This window comes from Roseibium polysiphoniae, from assembly GCF_014842925.1.
GTDB classification, from domain to species: Bacteria; Pseudomonadota; Alphaproteobacteria; order Rhizobiales; family Stappiaceae; genus Roseibium; species Roseibium polysiphoniae.
Window position 1 is genome coordinate 242,504 of sequence record NZ_JACYXJ010000003.1, and the last position, 15,637, is coordinate 258,140.

A 15,637-nucleotide genomic window follows, 5' to 3' on the forward strand; every position below is an offset into this window, starting at 1 on the left:
GTCTTTGCCGTGCGCCTCTTGATCTGATGGAGGCACTATGACGTGCGGCCACTGAACCGGTTCTGAGACCGGCATTCATCTTCCGTTCAGGTTTGAATGCTGGGACGTTTCGCTCATCGCCTGGTCAGGATATCAAGGGACTGAGGGAGATTCGGCGCGCAGGAGAATGGACATGACCTCTGAAACGGGTGGCAAGAAGAAAGACGTGCTCCGGGAAACCGATGATGAGGCGAGGCGGCTTGCCAAGGATTTGATGCGCACTGCGCGTTTCGGAGCGATTGCGGCCCTCGAGCCTGAGAGTGGCCATCCCCTGGCAAGCCGGGTCGCCGTTGCAAGCGACATGGACGGGACGCCTTGCATCTTGATCTCGACTCTATCTGGTCATACGGCTGCGCTGCATGCCGACTCGCGCTGTTCTCTTTTGCTTGGAGAGCCCGGCAAGGGAGATCCGCTGGCACACCCTCGCGTGACCCTGTTTTGCCGCGCAGATCGGCTCGAACGGGGAGGTGCGGATCATGAGCGCGTCCGCCGCCGTTATCTGGCGCGTCACCCGAAAGCCGCGCTTTATGTTGATTTCGGCGACTTTGCCTTCTTTAGGCTGAAGGCTGAACGGGCGAGTCTGAACGGTGGTTTCGGCAAGGCCTATGCCTTGAATGAGGGCGACTTCATCTTGCCCGAAGAAAGTTGGTGCGATCTTGCTGGTGCAGAGGAAGGGGCCGTTGGCCACATGAATGAGGACCATGGCGACGCCATCAAGCTCTATGCCGAAGTTCTCTTAAAGCAGTCGGAAGCGAACTGGACGCTGACGAGCCTTGATCCGGAGGGGCTGGATCTGCAGGCTGGTGATCGGACTGCGCGGCTTTGGTTCGACGAGCCGCTCACCAATATGGTAGCGCTTCGGCCGGTCCTCGTGACCTTGGCGAAATCTGCGCGGGCGTTGCAGGAGGCCGGTGCGACTTCCTGAGCATTGATCTCAAGCTGCGCGGATGGTCGTTAGGAAACGATCCAGCTCGCCGTTCAGCATGTCTGACTGATGGGAAAGATTGGCAACCGTCGAGCGAACCTGTTCGGCGCTTGCGCTCGATTGGGTTGCCGCTGTGCTGACATCAGTGATGTTGACCGAGATATCTTCGCTGCCGGCGGCCACGCCGTTGGTGTTGCGAGCGATCTCGTCGGTCACTGCATTCTGCTCCTCGACTGCGGAGGCAATGCCGGTGACCTGCTGGTCGATGTTGGAGATGGCAGTCACGACCGTCTGGATGGAATTGAAGGTGTTTTCCGATCCACTTTGAAGTTGGGCCACCAGTTCGCTGATGTCCTCTGTCGCTCGGCCGGTCTGAGTGGCAAGGGCTTTGACCTCTGCGGCGACGACGGCAAAGCCCTTTCCGGACTCTCCGGCTCTGGCTGCCTCGATCGTTGCGTTCAGGGCCAGCAGGTTGGTCTGTTCGGCGATGTCGTTGATGAGTTTCACCACGTCACCAATCCGCTGGGCGGCCTCCGACAGATTTGTGACCGATGCGGTCGACGCCTCTGCCTTTTCACGGGTGACGGTGGTCTCGCTCATGGCCCGGGACACTTGCCGGCTGATTTCCTGAACCGAAGAGGACAACTCTTCGGTCGCCGAGGCAACGGTCTGGATGTTGGTCGATGCCTCATTGGCGGCCGCTGCGACCGTATTGGCGCGGTCAGAGGTCTGGATTGATGTCGCGGACAAGGAGTTGGCGGTTCCTTCAAGCTCGTGAACCGCAACTGAGATTTCATCGGAGACGCTTTTCACCGTGCGTTCCAGCTCGTCCGCCAGGCGCATGGTGGCCTCGCGTTTTTCCTGGACGATCCGTTCTTCCTCTTCCTTTGCTTCCAGGCGCAGGCGCTCGATTTCGATCATGGTCGCCTTGAACTTTTCGAAGGCTTCGGCGACCTGCCCAATTTCGTCCCGGCTTTTGACATGGACGCTGGCGCTCGTATCCCCTTTGGCCAGACTGGCGAGAGCCGATGCGACTGCGCGCAGCGGCCGGGCAATCCCGACTGCAGCGAAAACAAAGGCAATGACGGCGCCGACGATGGTCGAGAGGATCGAAAGGATTGCGAGTTGCTTGATGCCTTCCTTTTCATGGGCAACGGCGGTACGGGCAGATTCGCTTGTGGAATTTTCCAGCTCCTGCTGCAGGTTCACAAGGGCATGGTCCAGATTTTCTTCCTCGATCTCGATCTTGCGGGCCATGAGGCTGGCTTTTTCAAGGTCTCCCGCCTCGATCACCTCTATGATCTCTTCCACATGCCCTTCGTACACGGCGTGCTCGACTTCGATGGCTTTCAGCCTCGAGAGCACGGATTTGAACTTCTCGCGATCCTTAGAAGCCTTTGAGTTTTCAAGAGCACGCTCGGCGAGGTGTTCACTCTCGATGATCTCCTGGTCCACTTGCCGGGCGAGGCGCATGAACTCTTCTTCCGTATGAAGGAGAGCTGCATGGTCCCTGTTGTCCTTGACACCGGCCATGCGCAGCATCCGCTCGAGCAAGATGGCCTGTTGGAGTTGGTGCGAGGTCACGGCGCTGACCGTCTTGGTCAAGGGGATGTCATTTTCAGAGATCGAGCTCAGCTCCTGGCCGATGTTGTTCATCTGAACAATACCGATCGTGGCAACGGCTATCGTTGCTGTGCTGACAAGCCCAACCAGGGCAAGAATTTTGGTGGAAACGCTGCGAGGTTGAAAAATGCGCATTTGTTCAAAACCTTCTCGTGCAGTGACTTGAGGTCGCAAGTTTCACGCAAGGTAGAGATTGAACTATTTACAACTGATGAATCTAGCATGGGTAAAGATATCAATTACAGGAAATATTTACGTATTTTTATTAAAATTTCGAGAAGTTTTTAAGTTATCCTAGAGTAATTTTTGTATAATTTTGTGATATTTACAAATATTACTTATCGAAATTATGTGAGTGTTTTTATATTTCTATATAAAATATTTTTTATTTCATTTACTTGCGTATTTAATGGAGATTATTTGATGGTTTCAGTCGTCTATTTTATTATTTCGGGAAAATAGAAGTATTAATAGAGGATCGAGCGCAATTCTGGTACAATTTAATGCATACAGAATTGCGCCCAATTTCGTGTGTCGAACTATTGCGGGGAGGTCTTGCCCCAGCCGCCTGCGGTTGGCGTGATCACCGTGACGGCTTCACCGACCTCGAGAACGGTCTGGTCGCAGCCCTCAAGCTTTTCGACCTTGCCGTCCAGGCGCCGGACTTCGGTGCTGCCCAGTTCGCCGTTCTCACCGCCGGCCATGCCCTTCGGTTCGATCGTGCGATGTGACGCCAGGATCGCGCAGTCCATTTTCTCCAGGAAGCGAAGCGTGCGTCTGGTGCCGTCGCCGGCATGCCATTTGCCCTTGCCACCCGAGCCCTTGCGGATGTGGAAGTCTTCCAGCAGCACGGGGAAGCGGAACTCCAGCACTTCCGGATCGGTCAGGCGCGAGTTGGTCATGTGAACATGAACACCGTCGGTGCCGTTGAAACCCGGGCCTGCCGGAGAACCGGAGCAGATGGTCTCATAGTACTGATAGGTGTCGTTGCCGAATGTCAGATTGTTCATCGTGCCCTGGCTGTTCGACATGGCACCAAGGGCCGCAAACAGCGCATTGGTGACGTGCTGGGAGGTTTCCACGTTACCGGCAACCACAGCAGCCGGGTAGGAGGGACGCAGCATGCAGTCGTCCGGCAGGACGATGTTGATCGGCTTCAGGCACCCGGCGTTCATCGGGATGTCGCCTTCCACCATGACGCGGAAACAATAGAGAACCGCCGCGCGGGTGACAGGTTCCGGCGCGTTGAAGTTGTTCGGTTTCACAGGCGATGTGCCGGTGAAATCGACCGTTGCTTCGCGGCTTTCCTTGTCGACCGTGATCTTGACCTTGATCACAGACCCCTGGTCGGTCGGGTATTCATACTCACTGTCGGTCAGGGCGGAAATCACCCGACGAACGCTTTCTTCTGCGTTGTCCTGCACATGGTTCATATAGGCCTGAACGACATCCAGACCGAAATGACCGACCATCTTGCGCAGTTCCTGCGTGCCTTTTTCGTTGGCTGCGATTTGCGCCTTGAGGTCGGCCACGTTCTGGTGCGGGTTGCGTGCCGGATACTTGTGATCGGTCAGGAGGTGCACCAGCTCTTCTTCGCAGAAGCGCCCTTCATCGACGATCTTGAAGTTGTCGAACAAAACGCCTTCTTCATCGACGGTCGTGGCGCGCGGGGTCATTGACCCAGGTGCAGATCCGCCGACATCGGCATGATGCCCGCGAGAGGCTGACCAGAACAGGATCTCCTTACCGTTGTCGTCAAAGACTGGGGAGACCACGGTGATGTCCGGCAGGTGCGTGCCGCCATTGTAGGGGGCGTTCAGGGCGAAGACGTCGCCCGGTTTGATCTTGCCCTTGTTCAGCTTGATGACGGTTTCGACCGAACGGTCCATGGAACCCAGGTGCACCGGCATGTGCGGCGCATTGGCAACAAGGGCACCAGAGGCGTCAAAGACGGCGCAGGAGAAATCCAGACGTTCCTTGATGTTCACCGAATAGGCGGTGTTTTGAAGTGTCACGCCCATTTGTTCAGCGATGGACATGAAGAGGTTGTTGAAGACCTCCAGCATGACCGGATCTGCATGGGTGCCAATGGCGTCGGTGCGATCAAGCGGAACCACCCGGTTCAGGATCACGTGATCCTTGGCGTTGATTTCCGCTTCCCAACCCGGTTCGACCACGATGGTCGCATGCGGCTCCATGATCAGGGCTGGGCCGGCGACGCGAATGCCCGGCTTCAGCACATCACGGGAGTAGATGTTGGCGTCATGCCATGCGCCCTCGGAGAAGAAACGCGTGGCCTTTGTTGCTGCGACATCGCCCGAGGCCAGGCTGTGGTCCGGCTCGGCGATCCCAGCGCCGCCGCCGAAGGTTTCCACTTCAAGGGCTTCCACGACGACGGGCTTTTCCTCATAGGCAAAGCCGAACTGTTTCTTGTGAGACACTTCGAAGGCATCGCGCATCTCTGTAACGCTGCTCAGCGCAACGGGTAGAGGCGTGTCTGTTCCGTCATAGCGCAGATGTGCAATTGCACGGGTCTCGCGGCCGTCAGCGCTGATGCTTTGCGCTTCCAGCTCAGCCTCGGTCAGAGCCGCGAGTTCATCGCGCAGTTTGCCAAGTTCTGGGATCAGGGCCTCATCCAGCGTCTTGACCACAGCCTGCTGACGGTTGGCGCGAATGTCCGCCAGACCCATGCCGTAAGCCGAGAGAATGCCGGAAAACGGATGCAGGATCACAGTCTTCATGCCGAGGCTGTCGGCGACGCGGCAGCCAGCCTGTCCACCGGCTCCGCCGAAGCAGGTGAGGGCGTATTCGGTGACATCATAGCCACGCTGGACCGAGATCTTCTTGATCGCATTGGCCATGTTCTCGACCGCAATCTTCAGAAAGCCATCGGCTACATCCTCAGGTGTGCGGCCGCCGCCGATTTCCGAGGCCATGGCGGTGAATTTCGATGTGACCGCATTCTCGTCCAGCGGCTCGTCCCGGTTCGGCCCGAAGATCTTCGGAAAAAATTCAGGCGCAAGCTTGCCGGTCATCAGGTTGGCATCAGTGACGGTGAGGGGGCCGCCGCGGCGATAGCAGGCAGGGCCTGGGTTGGCACCTGCGCTGTCCGGACCGACCTGGAAGCGACCGTCCTTATAGTGCAGGATCGAGCCACCGCCGGCTGCGACCGTGTGGATCATCATCATCGGTGCGCGCATACGCACGCCGGCAACTTCGGTCTCGAAGGCACGCTCGTAGTCGCCGTCGTAGTGGCAGACGTCGGTTGAGGTGCCGCCCATGTCGAAGCCGATGATTTTGTCGAAACCGGCCATGCGCGAGGTTTCAACCGCGCCGACGACGCCGCCAGCCGGGCCTGAGAGGATTGCGTCCTTGCCCTGAAAGAGGTCCGCTGCGGTGAGGCCCCCGGAGGACTGCATGAACATGAGGCGCGGGCCTTCTCCAAGTTCATCTTGAACCTGTTTCACATAGCGGCGCAGGATGGGTGACAGATAGGCATCGACAACTGTTGTGTCGCCACGGCCGACCAGCTTCATGAGCGGCGAGACCTTGTGGGAAATGGAGATCTGCGGGAAGCCGATGTCACTGGCGATTGCGGCCAGCGTCACTTCATGGTCAGGATAAGCATAGGCGTGCATCAGGACAATCGCGATGGAGCGGATGCCATCGTCAAAGGCTGCCTGCATCTGCGTGCGGGCACTGTCTTCATCCAGCGGAGTCTCGGCTGTTCCTTCGGCGCGCACGCGCTCGGTGATCTCGTAGACTTTTTCGTAGAGAAGCTCGGGTTTGATGATTTCCTTGGCGAAGATGTCCGGACGGGCCTGATAGCCGATTTCCAGCGCGTCGCGGAAGCCTTTGGTGATGAACAGCGCGGTGCGTTCACCCTTTCGCTCGAGCAAGGCGTTGGTGGCGACGGTCGTGCCCATTTTTACCGTGGCAATCTGTTCGGCCGGAATAGGCGCTCCCATTGCGATGCCCATGAGTTCGCGAATGCCCTGGATCGCCGCGTCGCGATAGGCTTCCGGGTTTTCAGACAGAACCTTGTGCGGGTGGATGCTGCCATCAGGCGCGCGGCCAACGATATCGGTAAAGGTGCCGCCGCGATCAACCCAGAAATCCCACTTGGCCGTCATCTTGAAAACCCTCTTGTTATTTCCGGACGCGTTTTGATCCGGTTTTGGAATGTGATGAACTTGAGCCTAGAACAACGATTACAAAATGTCGATAAATTATCGATGTAAATTCTTGTTGGCCGTTTGGAGGTAAATTTGCCGATGGTTTAGAGGATCTTCAGAGCCGCCTCCTAAAATAGGTGCCATTGCGTGCGGGCCGGTGGTGAGGCCACAGATTTCGGAGCATATCAATGGCTGTGAACGACGATGGCAAGACAGGCTCTCAGTTAAAGAGCGCGCGTAGCGGTTTCGAGGTCGCCATCGAGCGGTTCCTGACCGGTGAGGCGGCCAAAGGCGTTGCGGCCTTTCTTGTTGTTGCGCTTGTGGTGCGGCTTCTTCTTGATATTGCGAACACCTACATCGGTACGGGGAAACCCTTCTTCGCAGATTTCATTTCCTTTTGGACGGCCGCGAACAGTGCGGTGAACGGCGATTTCCTGCTTCCCTATCATTTCGAGGAGTTTTCTGTCCGGCAGGTGGAGTTGTTCGAGCGGGGCCAGTTCGCGTTTTTCTACCCACCCACATGGTTGCTCTACCTACTGCCCTTTGGTTTGCTGCCCTATGAGGCGGCAGTCATCCTTTTTGAAGCCATCACGCTTAGCGCAGCGTGTCTCGTGCTTGCGCTGCTGGCACGTCGAATGAATGCGGTTTGGATGGTGTTTGTGTTTCCGGGCCTGGCATTCGGCGTACTGCACGGTCAAAACAGTCTTCTGAATGTTGCGCTTTTTGGGGGCGCACTTGCGGCGCTGGACCGGGGGCGGCCCATTCTAGCCGGAATCTTGATCGGCTTAATGGCCTACAAGCCGCACTTTGGCGTCTTGATCCCTTTTGCGCTTCTCGCCGGTCGTGAATGGCGTACCTTCTTCGCCGCTGGAGTTACCACGGTGGTGGTCGCATTTATCAGTTATGCGGTCTTTGGGCTGGCGACATGGCAAGCTTTTCTAGATCAGGCGCCTGAAGCCAACGCGTGGATGCTGGAAGCCAAGGTCAGCATGGCGAAATATGCGTCTGTGTTTGGCTGGTTGCGGCAATATGATGTCCCGGTTGATGTCGCCATGGCAGCTCAAGCTCTTGTCTCCGCCCTTGCTCTTGGCTCCGTGGTCTGGATCTGGTCGCGGAATGTGAGCATCAGCATCAAGGGGGCCGTTCTGGTGAGTGCTGCCTGTGTGGCCACGCCTTTCATTCTGGACTACGATCTCGCTCTTCTCGCCATTCCGCTGGTCCTGATCGTTCGCCAGGGTTTGGAAACCGGCTTTCTTCGCTTCGAACGCGAAGGTCTCTTGATCGCCTCTTTGTTGATGCTCACAACCAACGGCTGGGGCCTTGGCCTTGAGAAGACGCTTGCACCCCTTCCTCCGCTCCTGTTCTTCGCGCTCAGTCTGCGGCGCGCGGTGGTGTCAGTCACCACTTTCGGCGTCGAAGCGGAGCAGGGTGAGGCCACTCTCGCCCCAGCCGAATGAGCGCCAGCGGCCGGTTTCTTTAAACTGAGAGGGCATGCGCTCCTGAAGCTCGATCATTTCGGAACGACTGGCGTGGGCGAAGAGCAACCAGACCAGGGGCTGCAGGCTGTTCGCTGACAGGTCCTCCGGCTTGGCCAGCGGCTGAAAGGCCGCTTGGCTACGCAGGTAATAGTCGAGCGCGGGCGCGGAAAATCCCTTGTAGAGATAGAGTGCGTCTGTGTTCTTTCTCTCTGTGAGATAGATGGACGAAATCTCCCGCCATTCGGGACGGATCTTCTGGAGCAACGTGAAGCGCAGCGGATGGATGGTCAGTAATACGACCGCCGTAAGCAGTGCGACCGGCCCCAACCTTGGTAGGAAACGACAGGCACCGGCGCTGGCAAGCAGGATGAGTACAGGCCAGGCGGCAATCAGGTATCGATCGAAGAGGATGGGCCTCAGCGTGATCGACAGGCCATAAGCAATGATAAATGGAGCTATGGCGAAGGCAGCCAGGAGTGCTGCCGCTCGGTGATCCACATCTGTCTTCGCTGACTGTTTGCGCGTAGGGATCAGGACAAGAAGCGCGGTGGCGGCAAGCGCGAGGAAAAACGTCTCGGATCCCGCCATATCGCGCATCATGGTCTTGAGGAAAGGCCCGTCGGGGTAGGCTATCCAGAAGCCATTGTTGACTACATCCTTGGCCCGTACGGCGAGGACTGCGAGCCAGGGCAGGAACAGGAGACACGACGTGCAGAAGGAAGCAAATGTGCGGGTATTCGCATCCTGGTAGCCAAAGGACTGGGCCCTGACTGAGCGCACCTGCCAGAGAAGCAGTAGCACGCCGATGCCAGCCATCGAAAAGGCTGCATAGATGTGGCTGTAAAGAAAGAGCGCACCAAAGACGGCCGCGAGAATTGGCCAGCGTAGGCGATCTCCCTCAAGGGTTCGCACCAGAGCGATCAGAAACGCCAATCCGGCCATCGCGAAAAGCGCGTACATGCGCGCCTCGGTCGAATACCAGATATGAAAAGGCGAAATCGCGAGGATGGCCGCGGCAAGAAGGCCGGTGTTTCGGGTGAAGACCAGACGCCCAAGCTCATAGACCAGCCAAATCGACAGGATTCCGGCGATGGCTGAGGGGAGGCGCAGCGCCGTTTCGCTGTCTCCAATGATCGGCATCGTCAACCAGAGCAGCAGATTGTGCAGAGGCGGATAATTGTCGGCCGCGACCAATGCGATCAGCTCGCCAAGGCTTCCTTTTGATTGGCTCCATGACACAGCTTCGTCGTACCAGAGACTGGTGCGATCAAGGTCCCAGAGACGAAGGGCTGCGCCAACAGCGATGATACCGGCCAAGGCCATTTTTTGCAGGCCGAAATGCTCGCGCCCACTCTGCCCGTTGATTTCACTCTTCATGCTTCCTCCCCAAGGAAAGCGGAGAGTGGCAGAGGTTCTAGCGAATCAAAAGGGGCATTTCCTGCATGTCCGTCCAGGTAAGATTTCCCGCTTCATCCTGAAACAGGGTTGGGAAGTGGCCGGGCACTATGATCTTGCCGCGCCGCAGAACCTCCTGGATCGATGCCTTGCCACGTTTTTGCGGATCGATCTCCATGTCCGGGATGCCGCTGAGTGCTTCCCGGGCTGTCTTGAGTGCATCTGCGGCCAGAACCACCGGGCCGTCCTTTGTCTCCAGCTCAAGGGAGACATGCCCGGGTGCGTGGCCGGGCGTCGGGAACATTGTCACTCCGGGCAGAAATTCCTTTTCGCCGTCAACCAGATCAACTGAGCGCTGGGCGAGAAGGGCAGGCAGGTAGCGCGGCGTCGCGGGGTCATCGGCGAAAGGCGCCTCGATATAGTCTGCTTCATCTCGGCTCATCAAGATCGGAGCGTCCGGGAACAGGTCCATGTTCAGGACATGGTCGAAGTGGGCGTGAGAGAAGATGAGCAGATCAATGTCCGCAGGGCTCAGTCCGCGCGTGGACAGTGCGTTCAGCAGCAAGCCCCTCGTTGTTCCGTGGCCACAGTCGAACAGCGCGCGCTTGCCGCCGGCTTCCACGAGGCAGATCGAGGAAATGCCGAAAAAACCGCCTTCGAAGGCAAGGCTTGAGCCCGGTACGAGGACATCATAGGTGGCTGGCATCTGAGGTTCCTTCATTTCGCCGTGCAGGGCAGTTTAGGGTCATTGATGATAATTTGTCGATAAATTGTTGATGTTTGAGAATTGTGGGTCTAGCGTAGGGGATCACGTTGCGGTCCAAAAGGGTGGCGCGTGAGCAATGAGGACAAAGTCCCGCTTCCAAGAGGAGAATAACATGCTGCATTCACATCGTATTTCGGTGGCGGGCGCCCGTCTGGTCGCTGCCGCTGCCTTTGGTCTTGCTGGTCTGAGCCTTGCTTCTGCCGAGACCAAGTGGGATATGCCAACGCCTTATGGCGATAGCAACTTCCACACTCAGAACATCGCAAAGTTTGCCGAGGAAGTCTCGGACAAGACCGGTGGATCCCTTACGATCCAGATCCATTCTGCCGGATCCCTGTTCAAACATCCCGAAATCAAGAACGCTGTCCGTAAAGGTCTGGCTCCGATTGGCGAAGTGCTGATTTCGCGCCTGTCCAACGAAGATCCGGTTTTCGGCGTCGACAGCGTGCCTTTCATGGCGAACTCCTATGACGCTGCCTGGGACCTTTATCAAGCTTCCAAGCCAGTTCTGGAAGAAAAGCTCGCTGCCCAGGGCCTGCAGCTTCTCTACACCGTGCCGTGGCCGCCCCAGGGCATCTACGCCAAGAAAGACATCAACACGATCGATGACTTGAAGGGTCTGAAGTTCCGCGCCTATAACGCTTCCACAGAGCGTCTGGCCCAGCTTGCTGGTGCTGTTCCGACCCAGGTTGAAGTGCCTGATCTGCCGACCGCTTTCTCTACCGGTCGCGTAGAAGCTATGATCACGTCTCCTTCGACGGGTGCAAATGCCAAGGCCTGGGACTTCCTGGACCATTATTATGACACACAGGCCTGGCTGCCGAAAAACATGGTCATCGTCAACAAGAGTGCCTTTGATGGTCTAAGCGATGCGGAAAAGGCTGCCGTTCTGGAAGCCGCTGCCACCGCGGAAACGCGCGGCTGGGACGCCTCCAAGGCTGAAACGGCTTCCAAGACCCAGATCCTGAAAGACAACGGCATCGCCGTTGCTGCACCGTCTGATGCGCTGCAGGCTTCCATGAAGGAAATTGGCGCCACCATGGTTGGCGAATGGAAGGAAAGCGCTGGAGCGGACGGCGTCACGATCGTGGACGCTTTCTCCAAATAAGCTCTTTTCGAGTTGGCCGGTTCTTCGGGACCGGCCATTTTTCTATTCCCGCCGGCACTGGAGACCCTGCCGATGCGCGCCTTTCTTGACGGGCTTTACCGGCTCGCGGGCGGCCTTGCCGCCGCATGTCTTGTTACCATCGCTGTTCTGGTCGTTGCCCAAGTCATCGGCAGGTTGATCGACGGCGCCCGGAAGATCGTCGGGCTCGAGCCGTTCGGCTTGCTCGTGCCGTCACTGGCGGAGATCGCGGGCTTTCTACTGGTCGGAGCGTCTTTTCTCGCGCTGGCCGCCACTTTGCGGATGGGAGACCATATCCGCGTTTCCATCCTGCTGCAGAACGTGCCTGCAAGTGTTGCCAAGATTCTGGAGATCTGGTCGCTCGCAGTGGCGCTTGTGCTGATCTCCTATTTCGGCTGGCATGCAGGCTGGCTTGCCTATGACAGCTATGTCTACCACGAGGTTTCCTTCGGCATCATTCCGATCCCGCTGTGGATCCCTCAGGCAGTTATGACCTTCGGCATCAGTGTCTTCGCACTGTCTCTCGCAGACGATTTTCTGGCTGCGCTGACTGGCCGGGCTCCAAGCTATGCGAGCGCCGATCGTGGTGACGCCATTGAGGGAGTTGAATAATGGATCTCTCTCTCGTTGCTTTTTGCCTTGGCGTTGGAATGCTTGCGGCTCTTGCCACCGGTATCTGGGTTGCCGTGGCCCTGTTCTCCGTTGCACTTGCCGCGATGATGCTTCTGGTCTCTGCTCCTACCGGTCCCGTTTTAGCGACCACTGTCTGGGGCGCTGCCAACTCCTGGGACCTGACAGCCTTGCCCATGTTCATCTGGATGGGGGAGATCCTGTTTCGATCCCGCCTTTCGGAGGACATGTTTGCAGGCCTGTCGCCTTGGATGCGCAATCTGCCCGGGCGTCTCCTGCATGTGAATATTCTCGGCTGCGGGATCTTCGCTGCGGTGTCGGGATCCTCCGCCGCGACAACAGCGACAATCGGGAAAATGTCCCTGCCGGAGCTCAAACGCCGCGGTTATGATGAAGTCATGGCCATCGGCACGCTTGCTGGCTCCGGTACGCTCGGTCTTTTGATCCCGCCTTCGATCATCCTGATCGTTTACGGGGCCGCCACCGAGCAATCCATTGCAAGACTGTTCATGGCAGGCGTTCTGCCGGGCGCCATGCTTTGCGTGCTCTTCATGGGCTATGTTGCGGTCTGGGCGCTGCTGAACCGATCGAAAATGCCAGAGCGGGAGGAGCAGATGCCCTTTCTGGAAAGGCTCAAGGCCACTCGGCGCCTGTTTCCCGTCATCGGCCTGATTGCAGGAGTGATCGGCTCCATTTACGCGGGCCTCGCGTCACCGACAGAGGCCGCTGCGATCGGCGTGCTTCTCTCTCTCGTGTTGTCCTGGGCGTCAGGAACACTGTCACGGGAGAGCTTCACCAGCGCGCTGATGGGGGCGACACGAACCTCCTGCATGATCGCGTTTATTCTGGCAGGCGCTGCCTTCTTGACCGTCGCCATGGGCTTTACTGGCATTCCACGCGAACTGGCCGGCTGGATCGGATCACTTGGTCTTTCGCCTCTGCAGCTGTTGGTCGCCCTGACGGTTTTCTTTGTGGTTCTCGGCTGCTTCCTTGATGGCATTTCCGTTGTCGTTCTGACCACCTCGGTGATCCTTCCGATGGTGGAACAGGCCGGCATGGACCTGATCTGGTTCGGCATCTATCTGGTACTGGTCGTCGAGATGAGCCAGATCACGCCGCCGGTCGGCTTCAACCTGTTTGTTCTGCAAGGCATGACGGGACACAATATCTTCAAGGTTGCGAAGATGGCGCTGCCGTTCTTCCTGCTTATGATCCTGGCCGTCGTGCTGATTGTCGCCTTTCCGGGACTTGCTCTGTGGTTGCCTGAAACCATGCTATCCAACTAGCAAGAATGAGGAGATTCGGCAGCTTCTGACGCCGGATGTAAGAAGACGAAGAGGTTCGAGGCATGAGTGAGGACAACACGCAGGAGCGGCAAGGTATCGGGCCGGTGGTGTCAGCAGCTCACTTGGCTTCCGGCGCCATGCCTGCGCTGTCGGAGATCGAGTTCGCTGTCACGATGATGGTGAATGCCTATCACCGCTGGATGGTGCGCTGCATGGCCGCCAGCGGCTCCGAGGGCCTCAACGCGCTGGATGTTCAAGTGCTGCATTCCGTCAATCACCGCGGACGGGCCAAGACACTCTCCGATATCTGCCTCGTGCTGAACATCGAAGACACGCATACGGTCACCTATGCGTTGAAGAAGCTGGAAAAGGCCGGGCTTATCGAGACCGGGCGCCGTGGCAAGGAAAAGACCGCCGGGATCACGAAGGCGGGGGTCGAGGCATGCCTTGAGTACCGGCGCCTGCGAGAAGCACTCCTGGTCGAGCCCATGAAGGCTCTTGGTCTGGATGAAACCGAGCTCTCCAAACTTGCTGCCACATTGCGGCTCGTCTCCGGCAATTATGATCAAGCAGCCCGCGCAGCTGCGGCCATGTAGGTTCGTTTAGCTCCAGGGACGACACAGTTTCTCTTCGAAACAAGGGAGAGCACATCTTCTTTGTGATTGTATTCTACAAGAATTCTTGTATTATCGAATTATGAGAGATGATCTGGCCGTCGAGAGCCTTTCAGCACTTGCCCAGGAAGATCGCCTGGCCGCGTTTCGCCTGTTGGTGAAGGCGGGGCCAAAGGGACTTGCGTCTGGAGAAATCGCCGAAAAACTGGCGATCGCGCCGACGCGAATGTCCTTTCACCTCGCGACGCTTGAGCGAGGCGGGCTTGTGGTCAGTCGCAGAGAAGGCAGGCGGATCGTCTACTCGGTATCTTTTGACAGGATGCGCGGACTTCTTGAATTCCTCACCGAGGACTGCTGCGCCGGACATCCTGAAATTTGCGGCGTGTCTCGCCGCCTCAATGAAGAGGACTGCTGACCCGATGGCCATCACCATCTACCACAATCCGAAGTGCGGAACCTCGCGCAACACGCTTGCCATGATCCGTGAGGCCGGCGAAGAGCCAACGGTGATCGAATACCTCAAGACACCGCCAAGCCGGGATGAACTTGTGGACCTGATCAAGCGCATGGGTATTTCCGTTCGCGATCTCCTGCGCCAGAAGGGCACGCCTTATGACGAGCTGGGCCTTTCGGATGACAAATGGTCCGATGATCAGCTGATCGATTTCGTGATGGAACATCCGATCCTGATCAATCGTCCGATCGTGATCTCGGACAAGGGCGTTGCGCTTTGCCGTCCGTCAGAAAAAGTCCTCGAGTTGCTGCCGGAAGGTTCGGTCGGGACTTTCACGAAAGAGGACGGTCAGGTCGTGAATGGCGAGGCTGGTCAGTGAGTGATTGGACGAACGACAAGCAAGACCTCCCGGCGCTGAATTCCGATTTGCTGCCGGGCGTTGATGAAGAGCGGCTTTTGGCGCCTGCGACGGCAGACCATGCCCCGCGTGTGCTCATGCTCTATGGCTCGTTGCGAGAGCGGTCCTACAGCCGGCTTTTGACGCAGGAGGCCGCCAGGCTGCTGACGATGCTCGGCGCAGAGGTGAAGATCTTCGACCCGTCAGGCCTGCCGCTTCCAGATGATGAAGGCCCCGAACATCCCAAGGTGCAAGAACTTCGGGACCTTTGCGCATGGTCGGAGGCACAGGTCTGGTGTTCTCCCGAGCGCCACGGAGCCATGACCGGGATCATGAAGGCGCAGATCGACTGGATCCCCTTGAGCCTCGGCGCGGTGCGTCCGACCCAGGGCAAGGTACTGGCGCTCATGCAGGTGTCCGGCGGCTCGCAGTCGTTCAATGCGCTCAATCAGATGCGCGTTCTGGGTCGCTGGATGCGCATGGTGACGATCCCGAACCAGTCTTCCGTTCCCAAGGCGTTTCTGGAATTTGAGGAAGATGGCCGGATGAAGCCATCAGCGCTCTATGACCGCGTCGTAGACGTCATGGAAGAGCTGATGAAGTTCACCGTGCTGCTGCGTGGCCGATCGGACTATCTGGTCGACCGCTATTCGGAGCGCAAGGAAACAGCAGCCGAGTTGTCCAAGAGGGTCAATCAGCGGTCCATCTGATCTGTGTGGGCCATTGCGC

At 57.8% G+C, this 15,637-nt stretch carries 13 protein-coding genes; 9 read left to right on the top strand and 4 right to left on the bottom strand.

Translation table 11 applies throughout. The features are described from left to right. Positions 1 to 172 precede the first annotated feature (172 nt). Positions 173 to 964, top strand: coding sequence for a HugZ family pyridoxamine 5'-phosphate oxidase (locus tag IG617_RS08110; RefSeq protein ID WP_192108733.1), 792 nt, complete (start codon positions 173 to 175; stop codon positions 962 to 964). A 9-nt stretch (positions 965 to 973) separates the two neighbouring features. On the opposite strand, the gene IG617_RS08115 is transcribed toward IG617_RS08110, so the two are convergent. After that, positions 974 to 2,722 (bottom strand): methyl-accepting chemotaxis protein, encoded by a 1,749-nt coding sequence (locus IG617_RS08115; protein WP_192108734.1) that lies wholly within the window; start codon positions 2,720 to 2,722, stop codon positions 974 to 976. Between the two features lie 404 nt (positions 2,723 to 3,126). After that, positions 3,127 to 6,720 (bottom strand): hydantoinase B/oxoprolinase family protein, encoded by a 3,594-nt coding sequence (locus IG617_RS08120; RefSeq protein WP_192108735.1) that lies wholly within the window; start codon positions 6,718 to 6,720, stop codon positions 3,127 to 3,129. A gap of 230 nt (positions 6,721 to 6,950) precedes the next feature. On the opposite strand from IG617_RS08120, the gene IG617_RS08125 reads away from it, so the two are divergent. Further along, positions 6,951 to 8,219 (top strand): glycosyltransferase family 87 protein, encoded by a 1,269-nt coding sequence (locus IG617_RS08125; protein ID WP_192108736.1) that lies wholly within the window; start codon positions 6,951 to 6,953, stop codon positions 8,217 to 8,219. Here the strand turns inward: IG617_RS08125 and IG617_RS08130 are convergent. Beyond that, positions 8,157 to 9,617, bottom strand: a complete 1,461-nt coding sequence (locus IG617_RS08130; protein ID WP_192108737.1) for a glycosyltransferase family 39 protein — start codon at positions 9,615 to 9,617, stop codon at positions 8,157 to 8,159. The genes IG617_RS08125 and IG617_RS08130 overlap by 63 nt on opposite strands. Positions 9,618 to 9,654: 37 nt before the next feature. Beyond that, the gene (locus IG617_RS08135; protein WP_192108738.1) at positions 9,655 to 10,341 is read right to left on the bottom strand and encodes an MBL fold metallo-hydrolase; all 687 of its coding nucleotides are present in this window, start codon (positions 10,339 to 10,341) and stop codon (positions 9,655 to 9,657) included. 172 nt (positions 10,342 to 10,513) lie between these two features. On the opposite strand from IG617_RS08135, the gene IG617_RS08140 reads away from it, so the two are divergent. From IG617_RS08140 to arsH, 7 genes are all read left to right on the top strand, one after another. Continuing rightward, on the top strand, positions 10,514 to 11,509 hold the full coding sequence (locus tag IG617_RS08140; protein WP_192108739.1) for a TRAP transporter substrate-binding protein: 996 nt from the start codon (positions 10,514 to 10,516) through the stop codon (positions 11,507 to 11,509). A 72-nt stretch (positions 11,510 to 11,581) separates the two neighbouring features. Then, on the top strand, positions 11,582 to 12,139 hold the full coding sequence (locus IG617_RS08145; RefSeq protein ID WP_192108740.1) for a TRAP transporter small permease: 558 nt from the start codon (positions 11,582 to 11,584) through the stop codon (positions 12,137 to 12,139). Continuing rightward, complete coding sequence (locus IG617_RS08150; protein ID WP_153768232.1) at positions 12,139 to 13,443, top strand: TRAP transporter large permease; 1,305 nt, start codon at positions 12,139 to 12,141, stop codon at positions 13,441 to 13,443. Before IG617_RS08145 ends, IG617_RS08150 begins: the two co-directional genes overlap by 1 nt. Positions 13,444 to 13,505: 62 nt before the next feature. Further along, on the top strand, positions 13,506 to 14,039 hold the full coding sequence (locus IG617_RS08155; RefSeq protein WP_192108741.1) for a winged helix DNA-binding protein: 534 nt from the start codon (positions 13,506 to 13,508) through the stop codon (positions 14,037 to 14,039). A 100-nt stretch (positions 14,040 to 14,139) separates the two neighbouring features. Further along, entirely contained in the window at positions 14,140 to 14,472 is a 333-nt protein-coding gene (locus IG617_RS08160) for an ArsR/SmtB family transcription factor (RefSeq protein ID WP_192108742.1), read from the top strand. A 4-nt stretch (positions 14,473 to 14,476) separates the two neighbouring features. Further along, positions 14,477 to 14,890, top strand: a complete 414-nt coding sequence (gene arsC / locus IG617_RS08165) for an arsenate reductase (glutaredoxin) (RefSeq protein ID WP_192108743.1) — start codon at positions 14,477 to 14,479, stop codon at positions 14,888 to 14,890. A 35-nt stretch (positions 14,891 to 14,925) separates the two neighbouring features. After that, entirely contained in the window at positions 14,926 to 15,618 is a 693-nt protein-coding gene (arsH, locus tag IG617_RS08170; protein WP_192109128.1) for an arsenical resistance protein ArsH, read from the top strand. Positions 15,619 to 15,637 lie beyond the last annotated feature (19 nt).

Bases quoted from the DNA above. Each gene is read 5' to 3' on its own strand.
- IG617_RS08110 (WP_192108733.1), top strand. From the start codon at position 173: ATGACCTCTGAAACGGGTGGCAAGAAGAAAGACGTGCTCCGGGAAACC.
- IG617_RS08115 (WP_192108734.1), bottom strand. From the start codon at position 2,722: ATGCGCATTTTTCAACCTCGCAGCGTTTCCACCAAAATTCTTGCCCTG.
- IG617_RS08120 (WP_192108735.1), bottom strand. From the start codon at position 6,720: ATGACGGCCAAGTGGGATTTCTGGGTTGATCGCGGCGGCACCTTTACC.
- IG617_RS08125 (WP_192108736.1), top strand. From the start codon at position 6,951: ATGGCTGTGAACGACGATGGCAAGACAGGCTCTCAGTTAAAGAGCGCG.
- IG617_RS08130 (WP_192108737.1), bottom strand. From the start codon at position 9,617: ATGAAGAGTGAAATCAACGGGCAGAGTGGGCGCGAGCATTTCGGCCTG.
- IG617_RS08135 (WP_192108738.1), bottom strand. From the start codon at position 10,341: ATGCCAGCCACCTATGATGTCCTCGTACCGGGCTCAAGCCTTGCCTTC.
- IG617_RS08140 (WP_192108739.1), top strand. From the start codon at position 10,514: ATGCTGCATTCACATCGTATTTCGGTGGCGGGCGCCCGTCTGGTCGCT.
- IG617_RS08145 (WP_192108740.1), top strand. From the start codon at position 11,582: ATGCGCGCCTTTCTTGACGGGCTTTACCGGCTCGCGGGCGGCCTTGCC.
- IG617_RS08150 (WP_153768232.1), top strand. From the start codon at position 12,139: ATGGATCTCTCTCTCGTTGCTTTTTGCCTTGGCGTTGGAATGCTTGCG.
- IG617_RS08155 (WP_192108741.1), top strand. From the start codon at position 13,506: ATGAGTGAGGACAACACGCAGGAGCGGCAAGGTATCGGGCCGGTGGTG.
- IG617_RS08160 (WP_192108742.1), top strand. From the start codon at position 14,140: ATGAGAGATGATCTGGCCGTCGAGAGCCTTTCAGCACTTGCCCAGGAA.
- arsC (WP_192108743.1), top strand. From the start codon at position 14,477: ATGGCCATCACCATCTACCACAATCCGAAGTGCGGAACCTCGCGCAAC.